The sequence below is a fragment of the Spongiivirga sp. MCCC 1A20706 genome, assembly GCF_046524175.1.
Classification (GTDB): domain Bacteria; phylum Bacteroidota; class Bacteroidia; order Flavobacteriales; family Flavobacteriaceae; genus Spongiivirga.
In genome coordinates, this window is the sequence record NZ_JBEFZF010000001.1 from 827,592 (window position 1) to 853,749 (window position 26,158).

General features: G+C 35.8%; 19 protein-coding genes. 12 read left to right on the forward strand and 7 right to left on the reverse strand.

What is annotated here, in order from left to right:
• Positions 1-7: 7 nt before the first annotated feature.
• From uvrA to ABN763_RS03845, 6 genes are all read left to right on the forward strand, one after another.
• Entirely contained in the window at positions 8-2,842 is a 2,835-nt protein-coding gene (gene uvrA, locus ABN763_RS03820) for an excinuclease ABC subunit UvrA (protein ID WP_410484093.1), read from the forward strand.
• 13 nt (positions 2,843-2,855) lie between these two features.
• On the forward strand, positions 2,856-3,545 hold the full coding sequence (locus tag ABN763_RS03825; protein ID WP_410484094.1) for a TIGR00730 family Rossman fold protein: 690 nt from the start codon (positions 2,856-2,858) through the stop codon (positions 3,543-3,545).
• Positions 3,546-3,576: 31 nt separating this feature from the next.
• Positions 3,577-6,420, forward strand: a complete 2,844-nt coding sequence (locus ABN763_RS03830) for a metalloprotease (RefSeq protein WP_410484095.1) — start codon at positions 3,577-3,579, stop codon at positions 6,418-6,420.
• A gap of 167 nt (positions 6,421-6,587) precedes the next feature.
• Entirely contained in the window at positions 6,588-9,002 is a 2,415-nt protein-coding gene (locus ABN763_RS03835; RefSeq protein WP_410484096.1) for a thiamine pyrophosphate-dependent enzyme, read from the forward strand.
• A 235-nt stretch (positions 9,003-9,237) separates the two neighbouring features.
• Positions 9,238-10,956: a hypothetical protein gene (locus tag ABN763_RS03840; protein WP_410484097.1), complete on the forward strand. Its 1,719-nt coding sequence runs from the start codon at positions 9,238-9,240 to the stop codon at positions 10,954-10,956.
• A 125-nt stretch (positions 10,957-11,081) separates the two neighbouring features.
• The gene (locus ABN763_RS03845; protein WP_410484098.1) at positions 11,082-11,480 is read left to right on the forward strand and encodes a response regulator; all 399 of its coding nucleotides are present in this window, start codon (positions 11,082-11,084) and stop codon (positions 11,478-11,480) included.
• 1 nt (position 11,481) lies between these two features.
• Here ABN763_RS03845 and holA read toward each other — a convergent pair whose 3' ends face one another.
• A complete protein-coding gene (gene holA / locus ABN763_RS03850; RefSeq protein WP_410484099.1) occupies positions 11,482-12,483 on the reverse strand; it encodes a DNA polymerase III subunit delta in 1,002 nt (333 codons plus the stop codon).
• 58 nt (positions 12,484-12,541) lie between these two features.
• Between holA and ABN763_RS03855 the strand changes: the two genes are divergently transcribed.
• The 3 genes from ABN763_RS03855 to ABN763_RS03865 all read left to right on the forward strand — a co-directional run bounded on the left by ABN763_RS03855 (position 12,542) and on the right by ABN763_RS03865 (position 14,936).
• On the forward strand, positions 12,542-12,991 hold the full coding sequence (locus tag ABN763_RS03855; RefSeq protein ID WP_410484100.1) for a type I restriction enzyme HsdR N-terminal domain-containing protein: 450 nt from the start codon (positions 12,542-12,544) through the stop codon (positions 12,989-12,991).
• Positions 12,988-13,989, forward strand: coding sequence for a glycosyltransferase family 2 protein (locus ABN763_RS03860; protein WP_410484101.1), 1,002 nt, complete (start codon positions 12,988-12,990; stop codon positions 13,987-13,989). The genes ABN763_RS03855 and ABN763_RS03860 overlap by 4 nt, the downstream gene beginning before the upstream one ends.
• 80 nt (positions 13,990-14,069) lie before the next feature.
• A complete protein-coding gene (locus tag ABN763_RS03865; protein ID WP_410484102.1) occupies positions 14,070-14,936 on the forward strand; it encodes a flagellar motor protein MotB in 867 nt (288 codons plus the stop codon).
• Between the two features lie 60 nt (positions 14,937-14,996).
• Here the strand turns inward: ABN763_RS03865 and ABN763_RS03870 are convergent, their stop codons facing one another.
• The 4 genes from ABN763_RS03870 to ABN763_RS03885 are packed head-to-tail and all read right to left on the reverse strand — an operon-like array spanning position 14,997 to position 19,788.
• Entirely contained in the window at positions 14,997-15,614 is a 618-nt protein-coding gene (locus ABN763_RS03870; protein ID WP_410484103.1) for an L-threonylcarbamoyladenylate synthase, read from the reverse strand.
• A 29-nt stretch (positions 15,615-15,643) separates the two neighbouring features.
• The gene (locus ABN763_RS03875; RefSeq protein ID WP_410484104.1) at positions 15,644-17,842 is read right to left on the reverse strand and encodes an ATP-binding protein; all 2,199 of its coding nucleotides are present in this window, start codon (positions 17,840-17,842) and stop codon (positions 15,644-15,646) included.
• A gap of 42 nt (positions 17,843-17,884) precedes the next feature.
• Positions 17,885-19,576 carry an energy-dependent translational throttle protein EttA gene (ettA, locus tag ABN763_RS03880; protein WP_410484105.1) on the reverse strand — a complete coding sequence of 564 codons (1,692 nt, stop codon included), beginning with the start codon at positions 19,574-19,576 and terminating at the stop codon, positions 17,885-17,887.
• Positions 19,577-19,605: 29 nt separating this feature from the next.
• Positions 19,606-19,788 carry a CAL67264 family membrane protein gene (locus ABN763_RS03885; RefSeq protein WP_410484106.1) on the reverse strand — a complete coding sequence of 61 codons (183 nt, stop codon included), beginning with the start codon at positions 19,786-19,788 and terminating at the stop codon, positions 19,606-19,608.
• Between the two features lie 143 nt (positions 19,789-19,931).
• Between ABN763_RS03885 and ABN763_RS03890 the strand changes: the two genes are divergently transcribed.
• From ABN763_RS03890 to ABN763_RS03900, 3 genes are all read left to right on the forward strand, one after another.
• On the forward strand, positions 19,932-21,560 hold the full coding sequence (locus ABN763_RS03890; protein ID WP_410484107.1) for an acyl-CoA carboxylase subunit beta: 1,629 nt from the start codon (positions 19,932-19,934) through the stop codon (positions 21,558-21,560).
• A 6-nt stretch (positions 21,561-21,566) separates the two neighbouring features.
• Positions 21,567-21,962, forward strand: coding sequence for a DUF4345 domain-containing protein (locus tag ABN763_RS03895; RefSeq protein ID WP_410484108.1), 396 nt, complete (start codon positions 21,567-21,569; stop codon positions 21,960-21,962).
• A 203-nt stretch (positions 21,963-22,165) separates the two neighbouring features.
• Positions 22,166-23,332, forward strand: coding sequence for a hypothetical protein (locus ABN763_RS03900; RefSeq protein ID WP_410484109.1), 1,167 nt, complete (start codon positions 22,166-22,168; stop codon positions 23,330-23,332).
• Between the two features lie 70 nt (positions 23,333-23,402).
• Here the strand turns inward: ABN763_RS03900 and ABN763_RS03905 are convergent, their stop codons facing one another.
• Together ABN763_RS03905 and ABN763_RS03910 are read right to left on the reverse strand one after the other, a co-directional pair.
• Positions 23,403-24,872, reverse strand: a complete 1,470-nt coding sequence (locus ABN763_RS03905; protein ID WP_410484110.1) for a polysaccharide biosynthesis C-terminal domain-containing protein — start codon at positions 24,870-24,872, stop codon at positions 23,403-23,405.
• A 1-nt stretch (position 24,873) separates the two neighbouring features.
• Positions 24,874-26,148: a glycosyltransferase gene (locus ABN763_RS03910; RefSeq protein WP_410484111.1), complete on the reverse strand. Its 1,275-nt coding sequence runs from the start codon at positions 26,146-26,148 to the stop codon at positions 24,874-24,876.
• Positions 26,149-26,158 lie beyond the last annotated feature (10 nt).

Below are 26,158 nucleotides of genomic sequence, written 5' to 3' on the forward strand. Positions count from 1 at the left end.
TTTTGCTATGGCCCATCAGGTTGACGAACAAATAGAGGTACAAGGAGCTCGAGTTCATAATCTTAAAAATATCGATGTTACTATTCCCAGAGAAAAACTTGTTGTAATCACAGGTTTATCCGGTAGTGGTAAGTCCTCGCTTGCTTTTGACACTATTTATGCCGAAGGGCAAAGGCGGTATATTGAAACTTTTTCTGCATATGCACGTCAGTTTTTGGGTGGACTAGAGCGTCCCGATGTAGACAAAATTGATGGCTTGAGTCCAGTAATAGCTATTGAACAAAAAACCACCAGTAAAAGTCCGCGTTCTACCGTAGGTACCATTACTGAAATCTATGATTTTTTGAGACTGTTATTTGCCAGAGGTGCAGATGCATATAGCTATCAAACTGGCGAAAAAATGGTTAGTTATAGTGATGAGCAAATAAAAAACTTAATAACTAAGGACTTTAAGTATAAAAAAGTAAGCATCTTATCGCCTATTATACGCTCTCGTAAAGGACACTATAGAGAATTATTTGAAAACATTTCAAAACAAGGCTTTGTCAAAGTTAGAGTAGACGGTGAAATCGTTGACCTTGTAAAAGGTATGAAGGTAGACCGCTACAAAACGCACGATATTGAAATTGTAATCGATCGTTTAAAGGTTACTGATAACGAAAGTGATGATAAACGCCTTACAGAAACCATAAAAACAGCCATGTATCATGGTAATGATGTGTTAATGGTTATTGATAATGAAACGAATAAAGCACGTTTTTTCAGCAGGAACTTGATGTGTCCCAGCAGCGGTATTTCATATCCTAATCCTGAGCCAAATACCTTTTCATTTAACTCGCCTAAAGGTGCATGCGATGTATGTAATGGTCTTGGTGTTGTGAATAAGGTTAATATACATAAGGTTTTGCCTGACCAATCGATATCTATTAATGCTGGAGGAATTGCTCCACTAGGTGAGTATAAAAAAAGTTGGATGTTCAAGCAACTTCAACTAATTGCTGATCGATACAAGTTTAAGTTAACAGACCCTATTAAAAAAATTCCTGAAGAAGCCATTGACATTATTATGAACGGTGGAAACGAAAAGTTTTCCGTACAGTCAAAGACTTTAGGGGTTACACGAGATTACAATATCGATTTTGAGGGTATTAACAACTTTATCAAGAGTCAATATGATGAGAGCGGCTCAAGCTCGATAAGGCGTTGGGCCAAAGCGTATATGGACCAGATTAAATGTGAAACTTGTAGCGGCTCACGTTTAAAAAAAGAATCACTTTTTTTCAAAGTTGATAACAAAAACATCTATGACTTAGTAAGTATGGATATTGTTGACTTGGCTGAGTGGTTTAAAGATTTAAACAACCGTTTATCAACAACTCAGCAAAAAATTGCATCTGAGGTCATTAAAGAAATAAATACCCGAATCCGTTTCTTATTGGATGTAGGTCTTGACTATCTTACTTTAAATAGAAGTTCAAAATCACTTTCTGGCGGTGAAGCACAGCGAATTCGTCTGGCAACCCAAATCGGTTCTCAATTAGTTGGTGTTCTCTACATTCTTGATGAACCAAGTATCGGTTTACATCAACGCGATAATGAAAAGCTAATAAACTCGCTAGTTTCGCTACGGGATATCGGAAACTCTGTAATTGTGGTAGAACATGATAAAGACATGATTGTTCATGCTGATCATGTTATTGACATTGGCCCCTTTGCAGGTCGACATGGTGGTGAGATCATTAGTGAAGGAAGTCCTAAAGAGTTATTAGATTATCATACATTGACAGCCGCCTATCTCAATGGAGAAAAAGAAATTGAAGTCCCTAAAAAAAGAAGAAAAGGCAACGGTAAAAAAATCAGCCTGAAAGGTTGCACTGGTAATAACCTAAAAAATGTATCGGTTGACTTTCCGCTTGGTAAAATGATTGGCGTTACTGGAGTTTCTGGAAGCGGCAAATCGACACTAATTAACGAAACGCTTTACCCAATATTAAATAACTTTTATTTCAATGGTGTAAAAGAACCTATGCCATACAAAAGCATAAAGGGATTAGAGCATACTGATAAAGTAATAGCAATTGACCAATCTCCAATTGGCCGTACCCCAAGATCCAACCCGGCCACCTATACAGGTGTGTTTTCAGAAATTCGCACCTTATTTTCTAAAACGCCAGAGGCGATGATTCGTGGTTACAAACCTGGCAGATTCAGCTTCAATGTTAAAACAGGGCGATGTGAAACTTGTGAAGGTGGAGGATTAAAGGTTATTGAAATGAATTTTTTACCTGATGTTTATGTGGAATGTGAAACGTGTAATGGGAAGCGGTTTAATCGGGAAACACTGGAAATACGGTACAAAGGAAAATCAATTTCTGATGTATTGAATATGACTATCAACGAATCAGTCGGTTTTTTTGAACACATCCCTAAAATATATCGAAAGTTAAAAACCATTCAGGATGTTGGACTTGGTTACATCACCTTAGGACAACAATCTACTACACTTTCCGGTGGTGAAGCACAACGCATCAAATTGGCAACTGAGCTTTCTAAAAAAGATACTGGCAATACATTTTATATATTAGATGAGCCTACCACCGGACTTCATTTTGAAGATATAAGGGTATTAATGACAGTTTTGAATGAGTTGGTAGACAAAGGCAACACCGTATTAATTATTGAACATAATCTAGATGTCATTAAAATGGTTGATCACATTATCGATATAGGATATGAAGGAGGGAAAAATGGCGGAGAGGTTATTGCAACAGGTACGCCGGAGCAAGTGGCTAAACACGATAAAAGCCATACGGCAAGATTTTTGATAAAAGAGTTAAACTAACAATAGTACAAACATGATAAAAGAACAGCGTTCAAAAGGATGGAACGAAAAGAAAACAAATGACTCATGGGCAATCTTTAAGATCATGGGTGAATTTGTGAATGGATTTGAAAAAATGAGTGCGATAGGACCTTGTGTTTCTATTTTCGGATCTGCACGAACTAAACCAGATCATAAATACTACCAACTTGCACAAAATATAGCAACAAGAATTGTAAATGCAGGTTACGGAGTAATCACTGGAGGAGGCCCGGGTATTATGGAAGCGGGAAATAAAGGTGCCCATATTGGTGGTGGAACCTCAGTTGGATTAAACATTGATCTCCCTTTTGAACAACATGACAATCCATATATTGATAGCGATAAAAGCCTCGATTTTGATTATTTCTTTGTTCGCAAGGTCATGTTTGTAAAATATTCACAAGGCTTCGTTGTCATGCCTGGTGGTTTTGGCACTTTAGATGAATTATTTGAAGCGATAACCTTAATACAAACCAACAAAATAGATAAGTTTCCTATTATTTTAGTAGGAACTGACTTCTGGAAAGATCTAATAGGTTGGGTGAAAAATACGTTGTTAGATCAGTTTCAAAATATTAGCGCAAAAGATTTAGATCTTATTCATTTAGTAGATACAGAAGAAGAGGTAATTGATGTACTTGATAGATTCTACGAAGAGTACAAATTAAGCCCTAACTTTTAAATAACATTTTATAATAGTTTCGGGCGATTTGTTGAAAAAACACATTGTACATATATTTTTTATTGGGTTGTTATTTGGTATTACAAATAACCTAAGCGCGCAGCATGACTATGCCATTGAGGCTAGTCTTAATGTTGAAACAAAGATTATTTCTATAAGTCAAGAAATTGATTATAAAAATACGAGCAAAGACACCCTGAATGCCATTTATTTAAATGATTGGCCTAACGCCTATTCGAGTCCAGATACCCCATTGACCCAGTATATGGGTGAGGAATTTGACCGATCACTACATCTTGCCAAAAAAAGAGATAAAGGCTATTCAAAAATTATTGGCTTAACCGATAATGCGTTTCGATTTTTAGATTGGGAACGACCTGAAAAACAACCAGATATTATTAGAGTTCAACTAAAATCCCCTATCTATCCTGGAGAAACCTATAAGCTTAGACTTACCTATGAGACAAAAGTGCCACATGATCGTTTTACGCGATATGGGGTAGACAATAATGATCAATACAAATTACAGTTTTGGTATATAAGTGCGGCTACCTATCAAAATAAGAAGTGGGCCACCTACAGCAACAAAAATCTTGATGATTTATTCCTATTACCCTCAAACTATACCATTTCGTTTAAGGTACCTAAACCATATCAATTAATTACCGATCTAGATGTTGATAAACGAGAGGAAAAAGAGAAAGTCACGAACTATATTTTACAAGGAAAAAATAGAATTCATATTCCCTTGTTCATCAATAAGGACTTTTCGTTTAACGTTTTTGACACCGAAGATACTGCTATCATAACAGATCTAAAGGATCGCGGTGTAACTCCGGAGCGCAAGAACGAGCTAATGAAACGAGTAGTTGGGTTCATGAATGATCGGCTTGGAGAATATCCGTTTAAGAAGGTTCTAATTTCTGAAGTATACTACAGAAAAAATCCTGTTTATGGTTTAAATCAACTTCCTACGTTTATTAGTCCATTCCCAAATGATTTTTTATATGAAATAAAACTGGTGAAAGCCGCATTAGGAAAATATATAGACAATACCATCGCGGTCGATCCTAGAAAAGAAAAATGGGTTACTGACGCATTACAATACTATTTGCTAATGCAATATTTAAATGAAAACTACCCTGATGAAAAAGTATTGGGTCGCCTTTCTAAAATTTGGGGTGTTCGCAGTTACAAGCTGGCACAAATGAAATTCAATGAAGCTTATCCGTTGCTCTATATGTTTATGGCGCGTAAAAACTTGGACCAGCCATTAACCACATCGAAAGATTCTCTTATCAAATTCAATTATCAGATTGGAAACAAGTACAAATCAGGATTAGGTCTTATATATTTAGATGATTATTTAAATAATGACCAGGTAGATACATTTATCAAAGAATTCTTCAAAAACCACCAATCTAAACCCACCACTGGGGAAGAATTTGAAAATGAACTAACCGCAATCGCCACAAAAGATATACAGTGGTATTTTGATGAGTACGTAGCTACCCGAAAAAAGATTGATTATAAAATCAAAAAAATAAAGAAACGCGGAGACTCTTTAGATGTTGTTATCAAAAATAAAACAGGGTCAAAAGCACCTATCTCTTTGTTTAGCTTAAAAAAAGATTCAGTGATCAATAAATATTGGTTTAAAGATATTACTGATAAACAGGTGGTAACCATTCCAAAAGAAGATGCGACAAAACTTGTTTTAAATTATGACAAAACAGTTCCAGAAATAAATAAAAGAGATAATTGGAAAACACTTGGCGGCTTGTTTTCAAATAATAAAAAACTAAGTTTCAAATTTTTCAAAGATGCAGAAGACCCGGATAAAAACCAGATATTCTACGTTCCGGAAATCGCTTTTAATGTATATGATGGCTTATCACCAGGGCTGCGTTTTTACAATAAACCATTCTTGACTAAACCTTTTGTTTATGATATTGTACCCACGTACAGCACCAAAGAAAAAGCACTGATTGGTCGTGCTAAACTACAGTATAATCAATACTTGCAAGAAGGCAATCTATTCAAAATTGACTACCGATTTAACGTGAGGCGTTTTCATTATGCTCCTTCCCTATTTTTTACAAGCATTACACCTTCGGTCAGCTTTAATTTTAGAACTGATGACTTCAGGGATAACAAACGTCAAGCCATCTTTTTTCGCTTCGTTAATATATTAAGAGATCGGGATGCTTCTGAACTAGCACTGGAGGCTGATCCCGATTATAGTGTTTTTAACGCTCGTTTTATAGAATCATCTCCTGGAGCCATTAACTTCAAATCATGGTTCGCAGACTTTCAAGTGGCCAATCAATTTGCAAAAGTCTCATTTAACTATGAATACCGTAGACTATTTACCAACAATCGCCAAGTAACGCTTAGGCTATTTGCTGGTAAGTTCTTGTATAATGACTCTCAAGCTTCTAGCGGTAACTTTTTTAGCTTTGCTTTAGACCGACCAACAGATTATTTATTCGATTTTGATTATTTAGGTAGATCAGAAAGTACTGGGCTGGTGAGTCAACAGTTTATAGCTGCTGAAGGTGGTTTTAAGTCAAAACTACAACCAAGTTTCTCCAATGATTGGATTGCCACTGTAAACGCCGGTATTAACATTTGGAGTTGGATCGAAGTTTATGGTGATGTTGGTTTGGTCAAAAACAAAAACGTACCAACCCAGTTTGTATACGATAGTGGTATTCGATTAAACTTAGTGCCCGATTATTTTGAGCTTTATTTTCCCGTTTATTCAAAACTAGGATGGGAAATTGCGCAACCTTCATATGCTGAGCGCATCCGATTTGTTATAACCTTAAGTCCACGATCATTTACTGGCCTCTTTACAAGAAAATGGTTCTAGTTAAGAAAACTAACAATTTGGCAACAGAATTTTATTTTTCTATATTTTTTTGAGATATTATCAGATTTTACATCGTTAAACTGATAATTATCTAATTATTTGTGGTTTTCACATCTTGCTATTGCCCTTGTTTTTAACTACCTTTGCAGTCAATTTAAGCGATGCACATGCAGACAGATACAGTTACCAATTCAGCAATTTCTTTTGAAGATTTCAAAGACCAAATAATCAACGATTATAAGATTGCGGTAACCAGTAGAGAATGTAGTTTACTTGGTCGACGTGAAGTGCTTACTGGAAAGGCCAAATTTGGAATTTTTGGAGGAGGTAAGGAATTGCCACAACTTGCGATGGCAAAAGTTTTTGAAAATGGAGATTTTAGATCTGGCTACTACCGAGATCAAACCTTCATGATGGCTATTGATGAACTTACAATTGAACAGTTTTTTGCCGGTCTGTATGCGCATGTTGATATTGAGGTTGAGCCAATGTCTGCTGGTAGGCAAATGGGAGGGCACTTTGTAACCCACAGCTTAAATGAAGATGGCAGTTGGAAAAATCTAACGCAACAAAAAAATTCTAGCGCAGATATATCTCCTACTGCAGCGCAAATGCCTAGACTTTTGGGACTCGCTCAGGCATCCAAAGTATACCGTCATCTAAACGATATTGACAGCCATAAGTTCTCTAAAAATGGAAACGAAGTAGCATGGGGGACGATTGGAAACGCCAGTACTAGTGAAGGACTTTTCTTTGAAACGATTAACGCAGCTGGGGTGCTTCAAGTACCAATGGTTGTTAGTGTATGGGATGATGAGTATGGTATTTCAGTGCATGCGAAACATCAGACCACAAAAGAAAATATCTCGGAAATTCTTAAAGGCTTCCAACGTGACGAACATGGAAACGGATATGAGATATTAGTTGTTAACGGATGGGATTACCCTGCTCTGATTGAAACTTATCAAAAAGCTTCCAAAATCGCACGTGAAGAACATGTACCTGTATTGGTTCATGTACAACAGTTGACCCAGCCACAAGGGCATTCCACTTCAGGTTCTCATGAGCGATATAAAACGCAAGAACGATTAGTTTGGGAAACTGAACACGACTGCATTGCCAAGATGAAAGAGTGGATGATTGCCAATGGTATTGCCGAAGACGCCGAACTTACAGCGATTGATAAAGAGATAAAAAAGCAGGTGCGTTTGGGAAAGAAAAATGCATGGAGCGCCTTTATCGAACCCATTATTGCAGAGCAAAAAGAACTTGTTTCGCTTTTAGATACGCTTTCAAAAGAAAGTACTAATGGCGTGTTCATTGAAAAAATTGCGGTTGGCCTTTCACAACTTGATGAACCTAACAGAAAGGATGTAATCGCAACGGCCCGTAAGGCGTTACGATATTGTATAGGTGATGCTACTGCAGCAAAAACTAGCTTACAAAACTGGATTAACGACTATTTTAACACCTATCAACCAAAATACAGCTCACATCTTTATAGTGAGACCAAAAATAAGTTAGCCAATATCAAAGAAATTAAGGCTTCTTATGACGATAATCCCGAACTGGTCGATGGCAGAATAATCTTAAGAGATAATTTTGACAAACTCTTTGAAAACAATCAAGAAGTACTAGTTTTTGGTGAAGATTCGGGCACTATTGGAGATGTAAATCAAGGTTTAGAAGGCCTACAAGAAAAGTACGGCGATATTCGTGTTGCTGATGCTGGAATTAGGGAAGCTACTATTCTAGGGCAAGGAATAGGACTGGCACTTCGCGGTCTTCGTCCTATTGCAGAAATACAATACCTCGATTACATTTTATATGCGTTACAGACAATGAGCGATGACCTTGCCACATTACAATATCGCACAGTAGGTAAACAAAAAGCTCCTGTTATTGTTCGTACAAGAGGCCATCGATTGGAAGGAATATGGCATTCAGGATCTCAAATGGGCGGACTTATTCACCTGCTTAGAGGTATACATATTTTAGTACCACGAAATATGACTAAAGCTGCTGGGTTTTATAATACACTCATCGCAAGTGACGAACCTGCATTAGTAGTTGAGTGTTTAAATGGTTATAGGTTAAAGGAACCTTTGCCAACCAATCTCGGTACATTGAGAACTCCTGTGGGTAAGGTAGAAACGGTAAAGGAAGGATCAGATATTACAGTTGTTTCTTACGGGTCTACCCTTCGTATTGTTGAACAGGTAGCCAAAGAGCTGTTGGAAGTTGATATCAATATTGAAGTAATCGATATTCAATCTTTACTACCTTTCGATCTTGATCACGACATCGTAAAAAGTATTATAAAAACAAACAGACTTCTTATAATTGATGAAGACGTGCCTGGAGGTGCATCCGCATATATTTTACAGGAAATTCTGGAAAAGCAAGATGCCTATGAGTATCTTGACAGCAAACCACAAACACTAACCGCCAAAGCGCATAGACCTGCCTATGGTACAGATGGTGATTATTTCTCAAAACCAAGTGCCGAAGATATTTTTGAAAAAATATATCAAATAATGCATGAAGCTGCTCCTAACAAATATCCTGCACTTTTTAATTGATTTCTAACTTTAATCTTATAAAAAGTGCTTGTCATTTAGCTTTTGTAATTTTAAAAACTTCCTTGATCCTTCTATAAAACAAAGTCGATGTAATGTGTTCATTATGAGATTGTTTGAGTCGTTTATCGATGAAGCCTATATGTTTGTCGAAAACAGTTCAAAGTAAGGAAGTATAATACGCATTACTTAGGATGTTTCATTAATTTAATAAGAAACTGAAGACCCCAAGTCACCTATGCGACAGCTTTTTGTAATATTTGCTTTTCTGTTTCAAGTTAATTTTTGCTTTGCGCAAATGGTTCCTGCTCCTATCGAATCGATAGAAAAAATTCAAAATGAAATCAAAGCTGCCGCAACGGATTCTATCAGAATTGTATGGTATAAAAAATTCATTCGGAAAGTGACATACAATCAGATTGATTCAAACGTATTCAATAAAAATATCAATGCATTGTATCAACTCACCAAAAAAGCTAATGATACACCTTCCATGGCTTATACAAAATATCATTGGGGAGTTTATCAATACGCAAATAACAATTTTATTGACGCTCTTAATCAATGGAACGAGGCCAAACAATTATATAGCCAGATCGACGATCAAACAGGACTCATTTACACCCTAAGTTTCTCCGGGGAAGCTTACACCGCTATCGGGGATTATGAAAGCGCTGCAACTGCTCTATTTGAAGGCTTAGAAATGGTTGAAAACACCGATAATCACATAATACATGCACGAATTCTTTCTAAAATCGGGATCAATTATAGAGATGTCAAATTAAACCAACAAGCCGATCAGTATCTAACCAAGGCTTTAGCATATGCTAAAATACATGATCTAAAACGTGAGATCGCTTTCGCAAATATCAACCTTGGAGAGCTTAAAATTAATTTGGGTCTTTATCAAGATGGTATCAATTTATATACCGAAGCACTTGAATATTACCAACAAACAACAAACCCATATGGGCTTGCCTTAGCTTATCAAGAACTATCCCTAGCTCATATGAAAACTGGTGATTATGAACTTTCCCATGAGATGCTTGAAAAGTCTGATATCACCTACAAAAAGATAAACTATAATTTAGAAATTAATCGCAACAGACTTATTCTAAGCGAACTTTTGTACAATGAGAAGAAGTTTCAAACTTCAAAAGACCTAGCTCAAAAAAGCCTAGAAATAGCCCTTCAAACTAAGAACTTCGATAATGAAATTAAAGCTTTAGACCTCATATATAAAAATGCATATGCATTAAACAATGTGGAAGAAGCGCTGAATGTACACATTAAATTGGGAGAAAGAAAGGACGAATTAATCAATCTGATCGCTGAAAAAAGTATTGAAAACAAGCGTTTGGAATATACTATTTCAAAAAATAAAGAATTGGCGATCTTAAATGAGGAAGCTACCAATAATCTTGAAAAAACAAATGAAAACCTAAAAAAAACCAGTGATCGATTAGAGAACACGACCCGTATTACGGTATTGATAAGTCTCGTTTCTGTTCTATTTCTTGTAGCCTTACTTTTTTTATTAAAGCAGGGCCAAACAATTAAACAGAATAATAAGGAATTGCATGCGCAGAACTCATTAATTGAAAATCAAAATAAGGAAATCACCGAGATTGCAAATGAATTAAGCGCATCTAATGGTGAAATTTCTAGAATTAATGAAAACCTTGAGACAATTATTAAAGATCGGACCATGGATCTTGAGGAAAAAAATGAACTGCTTTTAAAGTATTCTCAAATGAATTCACATGACGTTCGGGCACCACTGGCGCGGATTTTAGGAATTATTGATTTGCTCAAAACCTCCTCATTAAAAAAAGATGAAAAAGATTTGATGGAGTGCCTAATCCAATCCGCCAATGAGATGGACGATGTTGTTAAGGAGATGAATAACATTCTTCATAGGTCAAAAAAATTATCAAAAAATAGCCAAACATCTTAATTTAAAGTTCAGTTAACGACGAAATTATCTGATTATTAGCTCTTTAAACTTTTTTTTGTAGATTGTGAGTACAAATCTAAAATGAGATTAACCTTTTGAACGCTAAACATCTACAACCATATACAATGCCTTCCCTTTCTTACGAATCACCATTAGACATTCTTGTAGTTGATGATAATCCAATTGATAGAATGATCAATTCAAGGGTGATTCAAAAAGTACATCAAGATAGTTTAATTGATTTCGCTGAAGACGGATCAGAAGCACTTATTTGTTTACAAAAACGAAATTATGATGTCGTTTTATTAGATATAAAAATGCCTATAATGGACGGCTTTCAATTCATGGAGCAACTAAAAGATGAAAAAGATCCTGATGAAGTATATATCATTATGGTCACTTCTTCAGTAGATCCCGAAGACAAGAAAAAAGCAAGTATGTATGAGCATATTAAAGATTATGTTGAAAAACCATTGAAGGAAGAGAGTCTCACCACACATGAATTTCTCCCCTCTGACCACTAGATTAAGCCATAATCTTCGTAATCATCTCCCTCATCAAATCAGTATTGGCTGCTTTAGAACCCATGCCTTTACTTTTCGCATCATACTCATTAAGAATACTAATAATAGTACTAACTTTTTTTAAAGGATATAAACTAGCAGCCGGTTTCAAATTTTTCAACAGGTAAGACCGTATTCCAACTTTCTTGGTCATGTGATCCCAAGATTTATTTGAAGCACCATGATATTTTAGTAAAGCCGAAAAGAACGTAAAAAGCATGGTAACGGTAAAAACCATGGGGTTATTCTTTTCGTTTTCTCCAAAATAGTTAATAATCTTTACGGCTTTGGTAACATCTTTAGTCGCAAGTGCAGCTTGTAATTCAAATTGATTATAGTCCTTACTAATGCCTATGTTCTTCTCAATATCTTCAGGTGTAATTTCATTTCCTGGAGGGATGATGAGTCGCAGTTTTTCAAGTTCCTTACTGATCGTTCCAAGATCAGTTCCTAAGAATTCAACCAGCATTTGGCATGCCTTATAGTTTATTTTGTATTGTTTACCTGCAAGCACTTTTTGTATCCAGTCTCCTACTTGATTATCATAGAGCTTTTTGCTTTCGAAAACGAGTCCATTTTTTTTGATCCCCTTAAAAACCTTTGTACGGGCATCTAGTTTTTTGTATTTGTAACATAATACCAGTACCGTACTTGGCTGTGGATTTTGAACATAATCCTCAAGCTGATCTATTGTGCGGGCCAAATCTTGAGCTTCTTTGATAATGACGACCTGATGTTCTGCCATCATAGGAAAACGTTTTGAGCTCGCAATAATATCGCCAACAGTAGTTTCCTTACCATATAAAATTACCTGGTTAAAACCTTTTTCTTCTTCACTTAAGATGTTATCTTCAATATATTCTGAAATCTTGTCGATATAGTAAGGTTCATCCCCCTGTAATAGGTAGATGGGCTTAATGTTTCTATTTTTAATGTCAGTTACTATTCTCTTAATTTCATCCATTAGCAAAAAATCTGCAAATTTTGATGGCTATACCTAAGAAAAGAATTTATTTTACACTATGATAAAGTTGTCTTTCCCGGACTATTCGTTTCGATTCAAAAATAAGGAAAATAAAACCACGATATTCGACCCAATTCGAAAGAAATTTGTGATTTTAACACCTGAAGAATGGGTAAGACAACATACTATTCAATACCTACAAAAAGCATTATATTATCCGGTTTCTCATATTAATGTTGAGAAAGAACTTTTAGTTAACAACATAAAAAAACGTTATGATATTGTAGTCCATAATCTGAATGGAGGTATTGAGATATTAGTTGAATGCAAAGCGCCGAACGTATCTATTACGCAAAAAACTTTTGATCAAATTGCACAATATAATATGGCGCTAGAGGCAAAGATGTTAATGGTTACTAACGGACTTAATCATTACTATTGTACCATTGACTATGGTACTCAAAATTACACTTACTTAGAAAAATTGCCCGCTTATCAGTCTTTATGAAAATTGCAGTCGTCATCTTAAATTGGAATGGTAAAGCATTACTTGAAAAGTTTTTACCATCAGTAGTTACCCATTCAAGAAATGCCACTATTTATCTAGCCGATAATGCATCTACCGATGATTCCGTTGCCTATGTAAAAAGCAATTATCCCGAAGTTGCAATTATTCAAAATCAAGAAAATGGAGGCTACGCAAAGGGATATAACGATGCATTACAATATGTTAAAGAGGATGTTGTTTGTCTTTTAAACTCTGATGTCCAAGTAACTTCAAATTGGTTAGTTCCCGTGGTAAAAAGATTTCAATCTGATGAAACAGTTGCCATTATTCAACCAAAAATATTGGACTACAAGAATAAAACTCGTTTTGAATATGCTGGCGCCTCAGGTGGGTTTATCGATAAATACGGTTATCCCTTTTGTCGGGGACGGGTTTTTCACACTCTAGAAGAAGATGTTGATCAATATAATGATGCAACCACTATCTTTTGGGCTTCGGGAGCTTGTTTCTTTATAAAAAAACAAGTTTTTCAAGATATAGGAGGTTTTGACGAAGACTTTTTTGCTCATCAAGAAGAAATAGACTTGTGTTGGCGTGCTTTCAATCTTGGCTTTAATACGTATGTTGAGCCACAATCAGTAATATACCATGTGGGTGGTGCAACTTTAGAAGCTTCAAATCCGAAAAAAACCTTTCTAAATTTTAGGAACTCCCTTTTTATGCTCTTGAAAAACCTTCCCAAACAAAAAATTATTCCAATATTGTTTGGTAGAATGGTTTTGGACGGAATTGCTGCGCTTCAATTCATTTTAACCCTTAAACCAGTTCATTTTCTTGCCGTTATAAAAGCTCATTTTAGTTTTTACATCAATATTAATAGAATGTACAGAAAACGTACTCTATCAAAAAAGAATCAATATTATTACGCTTTAAAATCTATTGTTCTTAACTACTACGTATATAAAAAGAAACTTTTTAGTCTGTTAATAACCCAATAACAAAGTTTTGTTAACAGTTGCTACAAGGGCTTTATAATTGTTAATTTTGAATAAGTAATACGTAAATTAAACCAAGAATAATGAAAAAAATACTTCTGCTATCGGCATCAGCTATGATATTTATGTCATCATGTGTGTCTAATAAAAAATACGCTGAGTTAGAAGCTAAACAACAAGAAACACAAGATTTATTAAACAGCGCTACGGTTAAGTTAAACAGCTGTTTATCTGAGAAAGATGCTGCTACTGCAAGTATGCAAAGTCTTAAAGATCAGGTAGAGAATTTAAAGAAGACCAACAGTGCCCTTTTAAATAATGTAGGGGGGTTAGCTACACTTTCTCAAAAAGGTGCTGAAAACCTAGAACGCTCTTTAGAAAGCATCAAGGAAAAAGATATGCAAATCAAAACAATGCGAGATGCTATCAACAAAAAAGATTCTGTAACACTAGCTTTAGTGACAAGCTTGAAAGGTGCATTAGGTAATCTTCAGGATGAGGATATCGAAGTAAATGTAGAAAAAGGAGTTGTTTTCATCTCAATATCTGATAAGCTATTGTTTAAGACAGGAAGTTATAAAGTATCGAGCCGTGCAAACGATATTTTAGCAAAAGTTGCTAAGGTGGTACTGAACAAACCAGATATGGAATTTATGGTTGAAGGCCATACTGATAACGTACCTTACAAAAGTGGTATTTTAGAAGATAACTGGGATTTAAGCGTAAAGCGCGCTACCGCAATTGTAAGAAGACTTCAAACTAAATTTGGTGTGCCGCCAGAGCGTATGACAGCAGCCGGAAGAAGTTCATATGTTCCAATTGCTGAAAATTCGACTGCAACAGGTAGAGCAACAAACCGTCGTATTAAGGTGGTGGTGCTGCCTAAACTAGATCAGTTTTATAGCATGATTGAAGAAGGAATGAAAGAAGCAACGCAAGGCGGAAAATAAAGTCAAACTTGACAATAAATAATTAAAAATGCCACTTTAATGAAGTGGCATTTTTTTGTTTTATAAAATTGCTAAACTGCCTTTTCCCTCACGAATAACTTCTGGATCTGAAGTAAGATCAATAACCGTGGATGGTACATTATCACCATAGCCCCCATCAATCACCATATCGACCAGATGATCCCATTTTTCTAAGATGAGTTCAGGATCAGTGGTGTATTCAATTAATTCATCTTCATCACGAATAGAAGTTGAAACAATCGGATTGCCCAAAGTCCTTACCAAGGATAAAGCAATTTCATTATCAGGTACGCGAATACCCACAGTTTTCTTTCGTTTAAATACGTTGGGTAAGTTATTATTTCCTGGAAGAATAAATGTATAAGCACCGGGTAATGCCCGCTTCAGTATTTTAAATGTTGGGGTATCGATTTGTTTTACAAAATCTGACAAATTGCTAAGATCATGACATACAAATGAAAAATTGGCTTTTTCTAGTTTTACGCCTTTAATTCTAGCAATACGTTCTAAAGCGCGTGTGTTAGTAATATCACAACCTAAACCATACACAGTATCCGTTGGATAAATAATCAGTCCCCCTGATCTTAAACATTTTACAGCTTTATCTATTTCCTTTGGATTAGGATTTTCAGGATAAATTTTAACCAATTCTGCCATGTTATAAAGTTACACAATATGTAACTTATCTAATTGCCATTTAAGTTTCTCATAATTACCTGATAAAACTCATACTTGTCATAGGGTTTTATAATGTAATCATTAATTCCTGCATTGAAGATGTCATCTTTTATCTCCTCTAATTCGGTGGCGGTTAAAAATACAATCGGAGTATGGGTATCGAACTCGCGAATGGCACGCGAAGCCTCAATTCCGTTCATTTTTGGCATATTCATGTCCATTAATACCAAATCAAACTGCTTTTTCGTGTCTTTCATAAAATCAACTCCGTCTTTACCATTCTCGGCAATCTCACAGGTAAAATTGGCATTCTCTAAGATTCGTTTAGTAACCATTTGGTTAATCTTATTATCCTCTACGATCAACACATTTTTCTTTTTACCTCCTTTGTAAAAGCCAAGTTCATTACTAGCATTTTCGTGCATATGAACATCAACTTCCAAATCAATCGTAAAAGAGAAATTTGAACCTTTATTTGCCTCACTTTCTAAGGCAATATCTCCTCCAAAAAGATTCACTAATTGCTTAACAACAGTAAGCCCCAGTCCGGTACCAACAATATTACCTTGTGCCCTGTCTACTTGAGTAAAACTGTCAAAAATCTCCTTTTGTCGTTCTTTAGGAATCCCAATACCATTATCAATTATTTCAAATCTCAGTTTGGCTTTACTATTATCAATACCATGGCTCTGTACTGCAATAACTACCGTATCATTCTCCGTGAATTTTATAGCATTACCCACTAGATTTATTAAAATCTGAGAAAGTCTAACTGAATCTCCCTTTAACTGTCTTGGCACATTTTTATCAAGCTTTATCTTAACTTTATTATTACGCTGTTCAGCTTGATATTCAAAAGAATGTTGGATATTTTTCAGCAGTGCTTTAATATTAAAACTAGTATTGTTAAGTACTACCTTCTTTGATTCTATCTTGCTTAATTGAAGCACGTCATTTATTAAATTAAGTAAATAGTCTCCTGAGAACTTTAAAGATTTAAGTATGGAATGTTCCTTCTTAGAAAACGAAGCGTCATCTAATAGCAAGGAAGTTAACCCGACCACACCATATAAAGGTGTTCTTAACTCATGACTTACGGTTGAAATAAACTCCGATTTAACCTTAGCTAAATCCTCCGCTTCCTTTTTTGCCTGAAAAAGTTCCGCATTCCTCTTTTTCAACATTGTACTCAAGCGATTCTTAGACCCCATCATTCTAAATGAGATAAACAAAAGAATAAGCAGAAGAAGCGTAGTGACACCTACAATGATGAGCATCATACGGCGTTTCTGACTCAATTTTTCTTGCACTATTTGTCTTTCGGTAGCAACCTCTAACTCCCGTTTATATTCATCAACAATAAACTTTGATTGCGCAATTGATGCTTGAGCAATTTTCTGCTCATTTAGTACTTTATCCTTCGCCTCAATATGTTTTAACAACAATTCATTGGCATGCTGAATATTACCTTGTATCTGCTCAAGTAGCGCATAATCCATATAAATGTCAGCAAGTTGATCATGCATAAAAGCCGCCTCGCCAAACACTACAGCGTCAGCATAATTTTGTGAGGCTAATTTTAAATCATTTTTATGTGTATTGTATTTACCAAAAAGATAATTTACCTGGGCCTTGGATTGGGTGTCGCCAGCGCTATCAATGTAAGTTTTAGCCTCTACTAAAAACGGATACGCCTTTTCATAATCACTATCGTCAATATGTGTCCACCCAATATTTAAAATAGGAGTTAAAACCTCTAATGTGTCATTTATCTTTTTTGCATATTTTAATGCTTGCTGATAACTACCAATAGATTTTTCTTTGTTGTTATAACCCGATGCGTATACTTCTGCAATATTATTATGTAACCAACAAAGCAGCGTATCATTTTTCGCTTTATTGGCATGATAAATACCTTTGTTATAACTGCGTTCGGCCTCATCAAAATTCTTAATTAACTCATAATTAAGTCCGATAAGATTATAGGCGTGAGCGCGGTTATAATGATCTTCAACTTTATCAGCAAATTTGATGGCTTTATTTGCCGTTTCTATAGATGCTTTAACCTCATATTTGACATGATAGTTTGTTGCTTTTTGAATCAAACTATCTATATACAGTTTAGAAGTATCTAATACTTGCGCTCCAATATTCCCCACGTTGATCAATACGACCAATAAGACCAAAAATCTATTTTTCTTTATCAACACCAATCTGTTTAGGGGGCAATTGCGCAAGTAGGTAATTATTTATCTAACTAATTTTTTGTACTTAATGCGTTTCGGCATAATATCACCTCCAAGTCTTTTTCTCTTATTCTCTTCATAATCAGAAAAACCTCCTTCAAAAAAGTACACTTGACTATCTCCTTCAAATGCTAATATATGGGTGCAAATTCTATCTAGAAACCAACGGTCATGTGATATTACAACTGCACATCCAGCAAAATTCTCTAACCCTTCTTCTAAAGCCCGAAGTGTATTCACATCCAAATCATTCGTAGGTTCATCGAGTAATAAAACATTACCTTCTTCTTTAAGGGTCATTGCCAGATGAAGCCGGTTCCGTTCACCTCCGGAAAGCGTACTTACCTTTTTGTTTTGCTCGCTACCACTAAAATTAAATCTGCTTAAATATGCTCGCGAATTAACTTGCTTCCCTCCCATCATTACTAATTCTTGGCCTTCCGAGAAGTTTTCCCAAATAGATTTCTCAGGATCAATATTAGAATGGCTTTGATCTACATAAGCAATCTTGGCGGTATCGCCTACTTTAAAATCTCCTTTGTCCGGGCTTTCTTCTCCCATGATCATTCTAAAAATGGTAGTTTTCCCTGCTCCGTTTGGGCCTATGACGCCAACAATACCTGCCTGCGGTAGTTTAAAATTCAAATTCTCATACAACAACTTATCTCCATATGCCTTACTCACACCATTTGCATCAATCACATTGGTTCCTAGTCGGGGACCGTTAGGTATATATATTTCTAATTTTTCATCGAGCTGTTTTTGATCCTGACTCAAAAGCTTGTCGTAATTATTTAAACGAGCCTTTTGCTTCGCCTGCCTTCCTTTTGGAGCCATGCGAACCCATTCTAATTCTCTTTCTAAGGTCTTTTGACGTTTTGAAGCTTGTTTTTGTTCTTGCGCAAGACGTTTCGATTTTTGATCAAGCCATGAAGAATAGTTTCCTTTCCAAGGTATGCCTTCTCCCCTATCTAATTCTAAAATCCATCCAGCAACATTATCTAGAAAATAACGGTCGTGGGTTACAGCTATAACAGTGCCCTTATATTGCGCTAAATGATGTTCCAACCAGTGCACCGACTCGGCGTCTAAATGGTTAGTTGGTTCGTCTAATAATAACACATCAGGTTCTTGTAATAAAAGTCTACATAAAGCAACTCTTCTTCGCTCACCTCCTGATAGTACTCCAATTTTCTTGTCTGCCTCGGGAGTGCGAAGCGCGTCCATTGCAATTTCCAACTTAGTGTCTAGTTCCCATGCATTACTTGCATCAATCTTATCTTGAAGTTGAGCTTGCTTATCCATAAGCTGCTGCATTTTGTCAGCATCTTCATATACTTCTGGCAAACCAAACATGTCATTAATCTTGTTATACTCATCCAAGACTTCAACCACATCTGCTACTCCTTCTTTGACGACATCAATAACTGTTTTTTCGGGGTCTAACTGCGGTTCTTGCTCTAAATAACCAACAGAATATCCTGGTGCGAATACTACATCACCTTGATAGTTTTTATCAACACCCGCAATTATTTTAAGTAAGGTTGATTTACCAGACCCATTAAGACCAAGAATTCCAATTTTAGCTCCATAAAAGAAGCTCAAATAAATATCTTTTAAAACCTGTTTATTAGCACTCTGATAGGTTTTAGACACTCCAGACATGGAGAAAATAACCTTCTTATCATCAGACATAAGTTGTTACAATTATATTTTGGTAATTATTAAACTCTTCCTTTCAAGGCATTAAAAACCCAGGCGATAGCAAAAAATCCAATTCCAACAGCAGCAAACCCCCATCCAGCAATCTCATCATATCTAAAAGCACCAAGTGCAATTAGTGCGCAGCCAACAATAATCATGATAAAGGTTGCCAATGCCAATACCGTATTTTTATTCATTCCCATCTTGTTATAATTTTAGATTAGTATTAGGGGGATTGATGACATTATTAAAGTCTAGATGGCAAATATCGTTTTTTTTACCTAAACTAAGTTACCAAAAAAAATAGTGCTATTTTGTACTTTAGCCATGTATTGAAAAAACCAGAATGGACATAAAATTTAACGCTAACGAAGACCATAATAAATTACTGCTATCTGATCTTAAAAGACGACTTGCAAAGGTGAAACTTGGTGGTGGCCAAAAGCGAATAGACAAACTGCATAATCAAGGTAAATTAACTGCCAGAGAGCGGGTCGAACTTCTTTTTGACCCGAAAAAAGAGCAAATTGAAATTGGCGCGTTTGCTGGTGACGATATGTACAAAGAACATGGAGGATGTCCCTCGGGAGGTGTAGTGGTTAAAATTGGATACGTTAGTGGTAAACAATGCATTGTTGTCGCTAATGATGCTACAGTAAAAGCAGGTGCCTGGTTTCCTATAACAGGGAAAAAGAATTTACGTGCTCAAGAGATTGCCATTGAAAATAGATTACCTATTATATATCTAGTTGATAGTGCTGGGGTGTATTTACCCATGCAGGATGAAATTTTTCCTGACAAAGAACATTTCGGTCGAATATTTAGAAACAATGCAGTGATGAGTAGCATGGGTATTACCCAAATTGCTGTTGTAATGGGTAGCTGTGTAGCGGGAGGAGCATACTTACCAATAATGAGCGATGAAGCGATGATCGTTGATAAAACCGGTAGTATTTTTCTCGCCGGGAGTTATTTGGTAAAAGCAGCGATTGGAGAAGATATTGACAATGAAACACTTGGTGGTGCAACTACGCACTGTGAAATTAGTGGGGTAACTGATTATAAAGCAATAGATGATAAAGATGCACTTTTTAGAGTACGTAAAATAGTAGGTAAAATTGGCAAAGCTGAAGATGCCGGTTTTTCAAAAGTGCAATCCAAAAAACCTACTGAAAATGAATATGACATTTTTGGAATATTACCCAAAAAAAGGTCAGACCAATATGATATGAAAGAGATCATTAAACGTTTGGTCGATAACTCTGAATTCGAAGAATACAAGGAAGGATATGGTAAAACCTTAATAACTGCCTATGCTCGTATTGATGGCTGGGCGGTAGGGATTGTAGCCAACCAACGAAAGGTAGTTAAAAACAGAAAAGGAGAAATGCAGTTTGGAGGTGTTATTTATAGCGACTCTGCCGACAAAGCAACGCGGTTTATTGCTAACTGCAACCAAAAGAAAATTCCACTAGTTTTTTTACAAGACGTAACCGGATTTATGGTGGGTAGCAAGAGTGAGCATGGTGGTATTATAAAAGACGGCGCCAAAATGGTAAATGCAGTTAGTAATTCGGTAGTGCCCAAATTTACAGTGGTCGTTGGTAATAGTTATGGTGCGGGTAATTACGCGATGTGTGGCAAAGCATATGATCCTAGGCTCATAGTAGCATGGCCAAGCGCGGAGCTTGCAGTTATGAGCGGAAACTCAGCAGCAAAAGTTTTGCTACAAATCGAGACCGCCACCTTAAAAAAACAGGGGAAAACCATCAGTAAAGAAGAGGAAACTGAGCTTTTTAACAAGATAAAATCCCGTTATGACAATCAAGTATCTCCGTATTATGCTGCAGCTCGGTTATGGACAGATGCGATTATCAATCCTTTAGATACTAGAAAATGGATTAGCATGGGCATTGAAGCAGCCAATCAAGCTCCTATCGAAAAACGATTTAATCTAGGAGTGATTCAGGTATGATGCACAATGAAAAAACTACTTGACCTCAAACATTTACATCTCATAACTTCTGCTGTGATTGTTATTAGCGTAGGACTACTTTACGGGGCAGCTCCTAGTAAAATTATGCCTTGGCTATTTGGTTTTGATGTTGAAGACCTTGAACTGAAAAACATTTTTAGAGCCCAGATGGGGTTATACCTTGCTCTTGGTATTTACTGGATAGTGGGCGTTCGTAAAACTGAATTGTGGAGGGGAGCTACTATTTCCAACATTGTATTCATGGGAGGTCTTGCTTTAGGTAGATTGGTAAGTACCATTATGGATGGATTCTCTATTCAGTATGGCATTGGTATGATCTTAGAAGCTGTATATGCAGTTTGGGGAATATATAATCTAACACGATATCACTCAACTTCTTAATTGCTCAATTTTTAGTTTAGTTGAATTCAATTTAATTCCTATTTAACGAGTCACATTGAGCAACACAAATTTAATGTATTGTAAATCAATAATTTAAATTTTAAAAGTGTTACTTTAAAATCTTCGAATAAAATTTTGGCACGCGCTTTGATATCTACTAAGCGAAGAGATTTTAAACAAGTCTCAAACCAAAATGTATTAAGATGAAAAAATTCGCACTTTTAATCGCTTTAGTTTTTACAGCACCCATGTTTAGCGCTGTAACTGGTTATAATGGCTATGGTAGGTCGTTTGTATTTGTTGAAGGAAATATCACCTTCTCTGTTTTTCCTGACGGAGAGTTTGATTTCCAGATCTACAGAGATGATATTATAGGTGCTAATGCAAATTTTGGAAATGTAAATATTAGCTTCAATTCTGGTTATGATTATGGTGCTTATGTGCAGTATGATGATTATGGTGCCGTCATACAAGTTGAAAACACTCCTATATTTTATGATTTTTATGGTCGAGTAAACCGAATTGGTGATATCTATATCAACTATAGAAATAACCGTGTAACTCGCGTAGGTGGATTACGAGTTTTCTACAACAACTTTGGCGCTTTTGATTATTGCACTGGTTTTATCAATGTGTTTAATAGACGATATATTTATAGGCCTTATTTCGACTTTTTTGCTAGACCACGTTTAGATTTGTGTTTAGTTAATTATAGACCTTACAGAAGATTTTATACCCCTATTAGATACAGTTATTATAGACCGTATAGAAATAACTTTAGAAGATCTTTTTATCGAGTAGGTCGTGAGCATAGATATGCAAATGTTAACAGCAGAAGATCTATATACCGAAATGATCGAAGAGTCTCTCGAAGAAATGATGTAGCGTATTACAATAGAAGGTCTTCAGCAAGAAGAAGTACTGACGGAGTTTCTCGCAGAAGCTCAACAACAAGAAGAAATAATGGTGTTGTTTCTAGAAGAAGCGGGACTGTAAACAGAAGTAATAATAGTGCAATCTCGAGACGCAGTGGTAACAATGAAGTAAGAAGAAGTAGTACGACTACTAGAAGATCGAGCACAATAAACAGATCTAGTAACTCAAGAAGAAGTTCAAACACCATTGCTCAAAGAAGTAGTAATAGTAAAAGAAATCAATCGGTACGAAGAAGTAATTCATCAAACCGTTCTAGTGGAGTAAGCAGGTCGAATAACTCAAGACGGTCGGCTTCTGTAAAAAGATCAGCGCCGCAAAAGCGATCGCGAAGTACCGTAAGTAGGTCTTCATCAAGCAGACCAAAAGCTTCGGTTAAAAGAAGTAGCTCTTCAAGAAGAAGTTCTTCAGGAAGAAGCGCAAGAACTAGAAGTTAGGCTTTTAGATATTTGAATTAGTTAGTAAATCAATTACGCTCTCGAACTAGTCACTCGGGAGCGTTTTTTATTACTGGGCTTTACGCTTACCCAAAAAACTATCCGCTAGGGTATTAATATCTGTAGATACCTGCAGTTTGTATATTAAAAAGAGATACAGTATTCCCACTACAACTGATTTTAAGAGGATATTAATGATAGGATGAAACCAAAAATTCCAAAAATAAAATAGCCCACTAAATCCTAATAGCGCAGCTAAAATAATGAGTTGTTCATTTTGGAAAGGATGAATCTTAAACGATCGCCATACCACGATCACTTTGATTGTATTGTAAATTAATAAAGATAACAAGGTGGCTACTGCAGCACCATTGATTCCCATTTTCGGGATTAAAATCCAATTGAATAAGATGGTGAAAATTGCTAACGCAACTCCTAACACCAATACCATTTTGTAGTATTTGGAATTGTATAAAATGCTTGTACTATTACCCATTACATTATCCATTAGTTTAGCAATTCCTATCAAAATAACAACCAAAATTCCTTGCTTATAAGCTGGATCAATGATTTCATAAAGTTGATCGACATTTAAAATAATCAATAAGAAAATGAGCCCTCCCACAGTAAAAAGGTTCAATGACGTTTTTCGGTATAGCGAATTCAATCCTATAAGATCATTTTTATTTATAAGCTCTGCAGTAAGAGGGTGTGTTATTTGACTCATCGCTCTATTGGGTACTACAATCACAGTAGCAATAAATGTTGCAACGCCATAATAAGCGACGTTACCCAGACCTTCTTTTAAAATACCGATCATCTGTTTGTCAATCTCTAACAGCACAATTACAACAGAACCTGCCAGGACAATAAAAGTGGCGTAGCGTATTATTTCATTGATATTTTTAAGTGGTTTTAAGCCCAAAGAAGGTCTTTTTAGGAAGAAGGCATACCACATCATAAAAACTGTGCGACCTATATAAACAAAGGTTAATCCATATAAAAACTGCTCATTGGTAATTACCTTCAAAAAAACTAATATCAGCAGTATACTAACGCATACCCTTGCAAAAATCTCTTTCATCACATTTCCAAAAACACTTTTCAAATGCACTTTACACCAGGCATAGAACACTTCAAAATATGCCATTGAAAAGCCAATAATAAATATGAGAAATGCGTACGGTTTAATTAGTTCATTTTTAATCGATAACCATTCCGATATACTATTTCTAAAGATAAAACCTATGACACCAAACGGGACAACTACTACCAGTGGTAAAATTAGCATCCACGTTAAAAACCTTTTTTGATTCTTTTCGTCCGTGTAACTACTATAAAACTTAATGATAGTATCCTGAATACCAAATGATAATAATGGTTGAATGATTAAGGCTCCAGCAAGAATAAACATCACCAGCCCAAAAAACTCTTCACCTAAAAAATTCGTGTATAAAAAAAGGGTATTTACCGCCCCAAAGCCAAAACCAACATAAGTGGCCAGCATATTTTTAAACGATTGGTTTAGTACAATTCCCATGTTATAATAATTCTGCCAGCTTAGCGGTCAAGTTACGGCGATGATACTGTTCTATATTGACACTTTGGCAAGTTAGCGATCCGTTTTTAAATTGATTATAAAGACTAACAATCGTATTCTTTAATTCTTGTTTTTGTACGGGAGAATAGAAATATCCACTCTGTGTTTGCTCAATGATGGTAGCGATGTCAGCATTTTGCGGGCCAATGGCCAAAAGGGGACGTTTGGCTGCCAAATATTCAAATAATTTACCCGCAATAATACCTTTGGTTTCAACGGAGTCTATTTCGACAAGAAGTAACACTTGACTTTTTACCTGAATTGTCCTCGCTTCTTCATGGCTTACATAACCCATTAAGTTAACACAATGTTCTAGGCCATGATCTTCTATGCTCTTTATAACAGTCTCACTCACTTTTCCCGCGAGTTGTATGGAAACATCTTCAGCGAATCCTTTATCCTCTTCAATCAATTCCTTTACAACTTGCCACAAAACCAGCGGGTTTCTAGCTGTTAATAAAGAGCCAACATGCGATATCGAGAATTTAGTATCCAAAACTTTGTCGGTTTCCTCATTGTCTTCATAACCATTTGTTATAATGGTTATTGGCTTCTTAGATATTGACTGAAACTCTTCTTTAGTTTGAAAACTAGTGACTATTACTTCATCTGCCGAATTTAAAACCTCAGATTCTAGCTTTTTATGTTTTTTCTGTGATTGGCTGGTCAATTTTAACTGATTATGATACCCTATCGTGGTCCATGGATCCCTAAAATCAGCAATCCATTTTATAGTCAGTAGTTTTTTTAGTTCAAGCCCGATTAAATGTACGCTATGGGGCGGACCAGTAGTAATTATAGTATTGATCTTATTTTCTTGAAGATAGCCAGATAGGAACTTAACCGAGGGTTTTACCCAATACTTTCTTGCATCTGGAATAAAAAAATTGCCTCTAACAAACAACATAAAACGTTCCACCAAAGACTGTTTTTTATCTTGAATAATTCCTGAACTTATCTGCGATGTTTTCTTTTTCGACAACAATTTTGCCAAGCTATAAGGTTCAAATATGGGTTGTTTTAGTACCTTAATATCTTCAGGAACCTCATTGATCATTGAATAGTCTACAATAGGATACGATGGACTTTCGGGGATAAAAACAACAGGGTCTATTTCAAATTCTCGCAAATACGTTACGAATTTCAACCAACGCTGCACACCTGGTCCACCCGCAGGTGGCCAATAATAAGTAATGATTAGCACTCGCTTATTCATAGTAAGCGAA

Excerpts from the sequence above, each read along its gene's own strand:
- holA (WP_410484099.1), bottom strand. The coding sequence starts at position 12,483 with ATGGATGAAATTAAGAGAATAGTAACTGACATTAAAAATAGAAACATT.
- ABN763_RS03865 (WP_410484102.1), top strand. The coding sequence starts at position 14,070 with ATGAAAAAAATACTTCTGCTATCGGCATCAGCTATGATATTTATGTCA.
- ABN763_RS03835 (WP_410484096.1), top strand. The coding sequence starts at position 6,588 with ATGCAGACAGATACAGTTACCAATTCAGCAATTTCTTTTGAAGATTTC.
- ABN763_RS03845 (WP_410484098.1), top strand. The coding sequence starts at position 11,082 with ATGCCTTCCCTTTCTTACGAATCACCATTAGACATTCTTGTAGTTGAT.
- ABN763_RS03870 (WP_410484103.1), bottom strand. The coding sequence starts at position 15,614 with ATGGCAGAATTGGTTAAAATTTATCCTGAAAATCCTAATCCAAAGGAA.
- ABN763_RS03890 (WP_410484107.1), top strand. The coding sequence starts at position 19,932 with ATGGACATAAAATTTAACGCTAACGAAGACCATAATAAATTACTGCTA.
- ABN763_RS03840 (WP_410484097.1), top strand. The coding sequence starts at position 9,238 with ATGCGACAGCTTTTTGTAATATTTGCTTTTCTGTTTCAAGTTAATTTT.
- ABN763_RS03900 (WP_410484109.1), top strand. The coding sequence starts at position 22,166 with ATGAAAAAATTCGCACTTTTAATCGCTTTAGTTTTTACAGCACCCATG.
- ABN763_RS03855 (WP_410484100.1), top strand. The coding sequence starts at position 12,542 with ATGATAAAGTTGTCTTTCCCGGACTATTCGTTTCGATTCAAAAATAAG.
- uvrA (WP_410484093.1), top strand. The coding sequence starts at position 8 with ATGGCCCATCAGGTTGACGAACAAATAGAGGTACAAGGAGCTCGAGTT.
- ABN763_RS03860 (WP_410484101.1), top strand. The coding sequence starts at position 12,988 with ATGAAAATTGCAGTCGTCATCTTAAATTGGAATGGTAAAGCATTACTT.
- ABN763_RS03910 (WP_410484111.1), bottom strand. The coding sequence starts at position 26,148 with ATGAATAAGCGAGTGCTAATCATTACTTATTATTGGCCACCTGCGGGT.
- ABN763_RS03905 (WP_410484110.1), bottom strand. The coding sequence starts at position 24,872 with ATGGGAATTGTACTAAACCAATCGTTTAAAAATATGCTGGCCACTTAT.
- ABN763_RS03885 (WP_410484106.1), bottom strand. The coding sequence starts at position 19,788 with ATGGGAATGAATAAAAATACGGTATTGGCATTGGCAACCTTTATCATG.
- ettA (WP_410484105.1), bottom strand. The coding sequence starts at position 19,576 with ATGTCTGATGATAAGAAGGTTATTTTCTCCATGTCTGGAGTGTCTAAA.
- ABN763_RS03825 (WP_410484094.1), top strand. The coding sequence starts at position 2,856 with ATGATAAAAGAACAGCGTTCAAAAGGATGGAACGAAAAGAAAACAAAT.
- ABN763_RS03895 (WP_410484108.1), top strand. The coding sequence starts at position 21,567 with ATGAAAAAACTACTTGACCTCAAACATTTACATCTCATAACTTCTGCT.